Raw genomic sequence first — 7,413 nt, forward strand, 5'->3', positions numbered from 1 at the left:
ACCGTCGACCCCAGCGGCGCCGTGAGCGACGTCCTCACCCTCCACACACCCGCCGCCGCACACAACCCGCAGCTCACCACGCTGCTCAACGCCGACATCACCACCACCCCCGGCCTCACCGTCGGCTCCGACACCAGCGGCAACGTCCAGATCAAGGACACCGCCGGACACGCGATCTACACCGCCCCCACTCCCCTCGCCTGGGACTCCGCCGACACCACCACCGCAGCCCCGGACACCACCGCGGACATCGCCCCGGCCACCGCGGACGCCCTCCGCCGCGACGCGTCCGGCGCCCACCCGTCCTCGGCCCTGCGCCGTGGCGCCGCGGCCCGCAACGGGCGCGTGGGCGTCACCGCCGGACACGGCATGCTCGCCCTCACCCCGCCCGCCGCGCTGCTCGACGCGAGCGACACCCGCTACCCCGTCTATCTGGACCCGACCTATTCGCCCTCCTACGGCGCCACCGGCTGGGCGAGCCCCGGATCCGGAGTGCCCACGCAGAACTTCTGGAAGAGTTCCGTCTCCTACACCGGTGACGCGGAAGTCGGTCCCAGCGGCGACGTCCAGGACGAGGCGATCAGCCTCTTCAACTTCCCCGTGACGACATCACTGAAGACGGCGAAGATCTACGGCGCCTACTTCGACATCACCGAGACCTACTCCTGGGCCTGCCACACATCGGGCCACAACCAGAAGGTCGACCTCTACGCGCCCACCAAGGTCCTGTCGTCCTCCAACGCGACCTGGAACAACTGGTCGGGGGTCCTCGGCACCCGGGTCGACCAGCAGGACTTCGCCCTGGGGTACAACAGCGGCTGCCCCGCGGGCGGCGCGCCGCCCTTCGACGTCACGAGCACCATCTCGAAGGACATAACCGCCGGGATCACCGCGCAGACTCTGGTGATGCGGGCGGACAGCCACACCGACAACTACGCCCTCAAGCGCTTCAAGGCCAGCTCGGCGCAGCTCGTCATCACCTACGACAAATACCCGAACACCCCGCGCTGACCACGACCTTCACCCTCTACAAGACCGCGGACACCGCGAAGACCAACCTGCTGACGGCCGCCAACGGGATCGCCGCCAACACCTATCACGGCGCCTCGGGCCAGAACGCCGTGCTGAAGGTTCCCGAGGCCTTCTTCAAGAAGGTGTCGCCGGGCGGCCTCGGCACGTTCAGCTGGACGGTGAGCACGTCGGACGGCACGCTCAGCTCCAAGGCGTCGGCCACCCCCTGCTCCTTCGGGTGGGACGCCAGCAGGCCGGGCGACCCCGAGGTGGCGCCGGACACGTCCCCTCCCGCGGACAGCCACACCTGCCCCACGCTGGAAGACCCCGGCCTCGGGTCGGTCCAGCCCATCGGCGCCCGCTGCTCCTTCACCGTCGCCCCTCCGACCGGCGAGACCGTCTCGGGCTTCGAGTACCAGCTCAACCAGTCCGCGCCGGTGACGGTCGACGTGAACGGCCCGACCACGATCACCGTGCCGGTCAGCCGGCTCGTCAACACCCTCACCGTCATCGCGTTCTCGCCGGGCGGCAACCTCGGCGAGCCGAAGTTCGTGGAATTCCTCGGCACCGGGATCAGCCCGGCGGCCGGTGACGGCGACGTCACCATGGACGGCACCCCCGACCTCGTCACCGTCGGCGGCCCGGGGACGGCCCTGCCGTCCGGGGCGTGGCTGTCGACCGGCCGCCCCGGCGGCGGCGTCAACGAGGCCGCGACCGACATCGGCGTCAACGGCCTCCAGACCGACGACGAGGCCGGCACGCCGAAGCCGTCCGACTGGGACGGCGCCCAGGCCGTCACCGGCAATTTCTGCGGCAACGGCGCCCAGGACGTCCTCGCCTACTTCAGCGCTGACGGCAGCGGCTCCGTCGTCTGCAACGACGGCAGCGCCAGCAGCATCGCCCCCGGCAACCCGACCACGATCGGCGAGTCCACCGCGCCCTACGAACTCCCCGACGGCACCTTCGTCGACGAGGACGGCACCCCCGCCACCCAGGTCGTCACCGCGGGCGACACCAGCGGCGCGAACACCGGGCTCCCCGACCTGCTCGCGACGATGGACAACACGCTCTACCTGACCTACAGCTTCACCGCCAACGGCTACGGCTTCCTCCTCGACCCCGACTGGGGCACCTGCGCGAGCTGCTACGCCCTCACCTCGCTCAACACCCCGGACGGCACCCAGGACTGGGACAGCTGGACCCTCGCCACCACCCAACTGCCCACCGGCACAGCCCTCTACCTGTGGAACCCCACCACCGGTGAACTGGACCTCTGGACCGGGCTCGGCATCAGCACCGACGGCACCACCCTCACCACCACCGGACAGATCCAGCTCGCCGCGGCAGGCTGGAACCAGAACCCGGACCACCCCCTCACACTGCAGGCCGCCGACCTCGACGGGACGGGCCGGCCCTCGCTGCGGGCGGTCGACCGCACCACCGGGCAGGTCACCCCGTACCTCTTCGACGGCACCACGCTCACCCCGCAGACCGCGCAGACCGTCTCCAACCCCGACCACATCTGGCCGCTGAAGGACGGGGTGGCGCACACCGCGGCCACCACCGCCGCCGACGCGAGCGGGAGCCTGGCGCTCACCGGCTCCGCGTCCGGGGCCCAGTGGGACACCGACGACGTGCGCGGCACCGTCCTCACCCTGGACGGCACGGGAACGATGTCGTCCACCGCGGCGCTGTCGATGTCCGCCCCGTTCTCGCTGTCCCTGTGGGCCAAGCCCGCCGCGTTCGGCGGTGTCATCGCCTCGCAGGACGGCGTCAAGAACTCCGGCTTCCTGCTCTACTCGCAGAGCGACCACACCTGGTCCTTCTGCATGGCCACGGCCGACACCACCCGCGGCTACGACTGCGCCGCCGGCGGCACCGCCGTCATCGGTCAGTGGGCCCATCTGACCGCCACCTACGACCCGGCGACCAAGGTCATGGACCTGTTCGTGGACGGCCGGCTCGTGGCCCACGGCCGGCACACCGCCGTGTCCGGCTTCACCGGCGGATTCACCCTCGGCAACGACATCAACAACGGTGCCCGCGCCTCCTTCTACAGCGGCTCCGTCTCCGACGTCCAGACGTGGAACGGCACCGTGCTGACCATCGACCAGGTCACCGCGATGGCCAACCTCCGCTCCGCGGACCCGCCGTACACCTTCGCCGATCTCGCCGACTACGACGGGGACGGCAACTCCGACGTGGTCGCCGCCGACACCTACGGCAACCTGTGGGTCTACCAGGGCAGCGGCGCGGGGAAGCTGGTGTCCGGCCCGCTCTACATCGGCACCGGCTTCACCGGCTTCACCCTCGTCGGCGTCGCCGACTTCGACAAGGACGGCTACGCCGACGTCATCGCCCGCGCCCCCGACAACACGCTGCGCCTCTTCCCGGGCGACGCCGGCCACAACCTGCTCACGCCCACCGTCACCATCGGCACCGGCTGGGGCAACTACCGCTTCGCCGGCGTCCGCGACTTCAACAAGGACGGCAAGCCGGACGTCGTCGCCGCCGACCCCTCGGGCGACCTGTGGCTCTACCCCGGCACCGGCGTGGGGGCCGGCCTCGGCACCCGCGTCCAGCTGGGCAACGGGTGGACCAACTACGCCCTCGCCGGGCTCGCCGACTTCGACAAGGACGGCAACCTCGACGTCATCGCCCGCGACAGCGCCGGGATCCTGTGGAATTACCACGGCAACGGCAGCAACGACGTCAGCAACCCGACCCAGGTGGGCACCGGCTGGAACTCCTACACCTTCGCCGGGCTCAACGACTTCAACGGCGACGGCGACCCCGACGCCGTCGCCCGCGACAGCGCCGGGATCCTGTGGTTCTATCCCCGCACCGCCACCGCGTGGAGCGCCCGCACCCAGATCGGCATCCGCTGGTGAGCGGCCCGGCCGACCCGTTCCGACAACCTGTTCCGACAAGCCGAGGAAAAGAGCGACGAAGGTGGACATCCAGATCGAGGGCCACATGACGGTGGAGGACATCACCGCGGCGTCCTTCCACATCCAGCGCTGGGAGATGATGCGGATCACGCCCGGGGCCGTCGTCCTCGCGGTGGTCGCCGTGCTCACGGCCTTCACGGTCCCCGTGGTCGCCGTCGTGTGCGGGCTGGGCTTGGCCGTTGTTGTGGGGCTGCACCTGAAGTGGCGGCGGGACGCGCGGCAGATCGCGGCGGGCGCGGTGCGGCTCGCCGACCCGTTCTCCGTGCGGTTCACGGACTCGAAGGCCACCTTCGCGCAGAACGGCACGGAATCGGCGTACCCGTGGGACAAGATCGCGTACGTGACGCGGTCCGACGCGGCGTGGATCGTCGTGCCCGGTGACCCACGGGAGGTGTTCATGCTGCCGCACCGGGCGCTGTCGCCCTCCCAGACCGCCGAGTTCACCCGGCTGCTGTCGAGCTGGCCGCAACGCAAGTACCGCAAGGCCAGATTGCCTGCGCCCAGGATGCCGCGGTTCTGACGCGGATCTGACGCCTCCCGGGTGTGACGTACGCGGGCCCCGCCGGATCACCGGCGGGGCCCGCCGCCGTCGCGGGATCAGGCGCCGACGTAGGCCGCCAGGTGCTCGCCGGTCAGGGTGGCGCGGGTGGTGACGAGGTCGGCGGGGGTGCCCTCGAAGACGATGCGGCCGCCGTCGTGGCCGGCGCCGGGGCCCAGGTCGACGATCCAGTCGGCGTGGGCCATGACGGCCTGGTGGTGCTCGACGACGATGACGGACTTGCCCGCGTCCACCAGGCGGTCCAGGAGGGCCAGGAGCTGGGCGACGTCGGCGAGGTGGAGGCCGGTCGTGGGCTCGTCCAGGACGTAGACGCCGCCCTTCTCGCCCATGTGGGTGGCGAGCTTCAGGCGCTGGCGCTCGCCGCCGGACAGGGTGGTGAGGGGCTGGCCGATGGTGAGGTACCCGAGGCCGACGTCCACCAGGCGGGCCAGGACCGCGTGGGCGGCGGGGGTGCGGGCGTCGCCGTCCGCGAAGAACTCCGCGGCCTCGGCGACGGACATCGCCAGCACCTCGCTGATGTCGCGCCCGCCGAAGGTGTACTCAAGCACCTCGGGCGAGAAGCGCTTGCCGTCGCAGTCCTCGCACGGACTCGCGACGCCCGCCATCATCGCGAGGTCGGTGTAGACGACCCCGGCGCCGTTGCAGGTCGGGCAGGCACCCTCGGAGTTGGCGCTGAAGAGCGCGGGCTTGACGCCGTGGGCCTTCGCGAAGGCCTTGCGGATCGGGTCGAGCAGCCCGGTGTACGTCGCCGGGTTGCTGCGCCGCGAGCCGCGGATCGGACTCTGGTCGATCGACACGACACCCGCCTCCGCCGCCTCGGCGGACTTCAGCAGCGAGCCGTGCACGAGCGAGCTCTTCCCGGAGCCCGCCACGCCCGTCACGACGCACAGCACGCCGAGCGGGATGTCCACGTCCACGTCCCGCAGGTTGTTGGCGTCGGCGCCGCGCACCGCGAGGGTGCCGGAGGGCTTGCGCACCTCGTCCTTGAGCGCCGCGCGGTCGTCGAGGTGGCGGCCGGTGGTCGTACCGCTGCCGCGCAGGCCCGCGACCGTGCCCTCGTAAGTGACCGTGCCGCCCGCGGAGCCCGCGCCGGGGCCGAGGTCCACGACGTGGTCGGCGATCGCGATCGTCTCCGGCTTGTGCTCGACGACCAGCACCGTGTTGCCCTTGTCGCGCAGCCGCAGCAGCAGGTCGTTCATCCGCTGGATGTCGTGCGGGTGCAGGCCCGCCGTGGGCTCGTCGAAGACGTACGTGACGTCGGTGAGCGACGAGCCGAGCTGCCGGATCATCTTCACGCGCTGCGACTCGCCGCCCGACAGCGATCCCGCGGGCCGGTCGAGCGCGAGGTAGCCGAGGCCGATCTCGGTGAAGGAGTCCAGCGTCACCGACAGCGCCGCCAGCAGCGGGGCGACGGACGGCTCGTCCAGGCCGCGCACCCACTCCGCGAGGTCGCTGATCTGCATCGCGCACGCGTCCGCGATGCTCACCCCGCCGATCTTCGACGACCGCGCGCCCTCCGCCAGCCGGGTGCCGTCGCACTCCGGGCAGGTGGTGAAGGTGACCGCGCGCTCCACGAAGGCCCGGATGTGCGGCTGCAGCGACTCCTTGTCCTTCGACAGCATCGACTTCTGGATCTTGGGGATGAGCCCCTCGTAGGTGAGGTTGACGCCCTCGACCTTGACCTTCGTCGGCTCCTTGTAGAGGAAGTCCTGCATCTCCTTCTTCGTGAACTTCGCGATCGGCTTGTGCGGGTCCAGCACCCCGGACTCCGCGTAGACCCGCACCGTCCAGAAGCTGTCGGACTTCCAGCCGGGGATCGTGAAGGCGCCCTCCGCGAGCGACTTCGAGTCGTCGTAGAGCTGGCTCAGGTCGATGTCGGAGACGGTGCCGCGGCCCTCGCAGCGGGTGCACATGCCGCCGGTGCGGCTGAACGTCGCCTTCACGGCCTTCTTCGCGCCGCGCTCGACGGTGATCGCGCCGGCCGCGTGGACCGACGGCACGTTGAAGGCGTACGCGCTGGGCGGGCCGATGTGCGGGGTGCCCAGGCGGCTGAAGAGGATGCGCAGCATGGCGTTGGCGTCGGTGGCCGTGCCGACGGTGGAGCGCGGGTCGGCGCCCATCCGCTGCTGGTCGACGCTGATCACGGTGGTCAGGCCCGCCAGCACGTCCACGTCGGGGCGGGAGAGCGTCGGCATGAAGCCCTGGACGAAGGCGCTGTAGGTCTCGTTGATGAGCCGCTGCGACTCGGCGGCGACCGTGTCGAAGACCAGCGAGCTCTTGCCGGAGCCGGACACGCCGGTGAAGACGGTCAGCCGCCGCTTCGGGATCTCGACGTGGACGTCCTTGAGGTTGTTCACGCGGGCGCCGTGCACCCGGATCACGTCGTGGCTGTCCGCCCCGGTCCCTGCGTCCGTCCCCGTCATCCCTGGCTCCCTCGTGCGTGCGGCTGTACTGCTCGCCACCGTAACGGGGCAAGGCTGCGGCGCGCTTCTCCGTTCGTGACCGGGGCGGACGGACGCGGGTGCAGGGCCGGGACGGACGCGGGTACAGGGCCGGGACGGACGCGGGTACGCCGAAGGGCGGCGGGGCCGGTGTGGCCCCGCCGCCCTTCACGTGCCGTGGCGGATCAATTCACGATCAGCGACGGATCAGTACGCGGAATTCACGTTGTCCATCGTGCCGTAGCGGTCGGCCGCGTAATTGCAGGCGGCGGTGATGTTCGCGACCGGGTCGTAGATGTTGTGCGACGTGCCGGCCACGTGGAAGCGGTTGAACGTCGGGTCGATCACCTGGAGCAGACCCTTCGAGGGAATGCCGTTGCGGGCGTTGATGTCCCACAGGTTGATCGCCTTGGGGTCACCGCTGGACTCGCGGATGATGTTGCGGTGGATT

The 7,413-nt window shown here is 70.8% G+C and carries 5 protein-coding genes; 3 read left to right on the top strand and 2 right to left on the bottom strand.

The annotated features are described in order from the left end of the window. From IH54_RS0138130 to IH54_RS0138145, 3 genes are all read left to right on the top strand, one after another. On the top strand, nucleotides 1-1,011 hold a 1,011-nt coding region (locus IH54_RS0138130), incomplete at its 5' end, for a DNRLRE domain-containing protein (protein ID WP_031526010.1). Between the two features lie 110 nt (nucleotides 1,012-1,121). After that, entirely contained in the window at nucleotides 1,122-3,902 is a 2,781-nt protein-coding gene (locus IH54_RS42295; RefSeq protein ID WP_052398350.1) for an FG-GAP-like repeat-containing protein, read from the top strand. Between the two features lie 61 nt (nucleotides 3,903-3,963). Further along, the gene (locus IH54_RS0138145; protein WP_031526014.1) at nucleotides 3,964-4,482 is read left to right on the top strand and encodes a YcxB family protein; all 519 of its coding nucleotides are present in this window, start codon (nucleotides 3,964-3,966) and stop codon (nucleotides 4,480-4,482) included. A 77-nt stretch (nucleotides 4,483-4,559) separates the two neighbouring features. Here IH54_RS0138145 and IH54_RS0138150 read toward each other — a convergent pair whose 3' ends face one another. Continuing rightward, a complete protein-coding gene (locus IH54_RS0138150) occupies nucleotides 4,560-6,944 on the bottom strand; it encodes an ATP-binding cassette domain-containing protein (protein WP_031526016.1) in 2,385 nt (794 codons plus the stop codon). A 225-nt stretch (nucleotides 6,945-7,169) separates the two neighbouring features. Further along, the coding region (locus IH54_RS0138155) for a transglycosylase SLT domain-containing protein (RefSeq protein WP_031526018.1) at nucleotides 7,170-7,413 on the bottom strand (244 nt) is incomplete at its 5' end.

Origin of the sequence: Streptomyces sp. NRRL F-5123 (assembly GCF_000721495.1) — a bacterium.
Classification (GTDB): Bacteria; Actinomycetota; Actinomycetes; order Streptomycetales; family Streptomycetaceae; genus Actinacidiphila.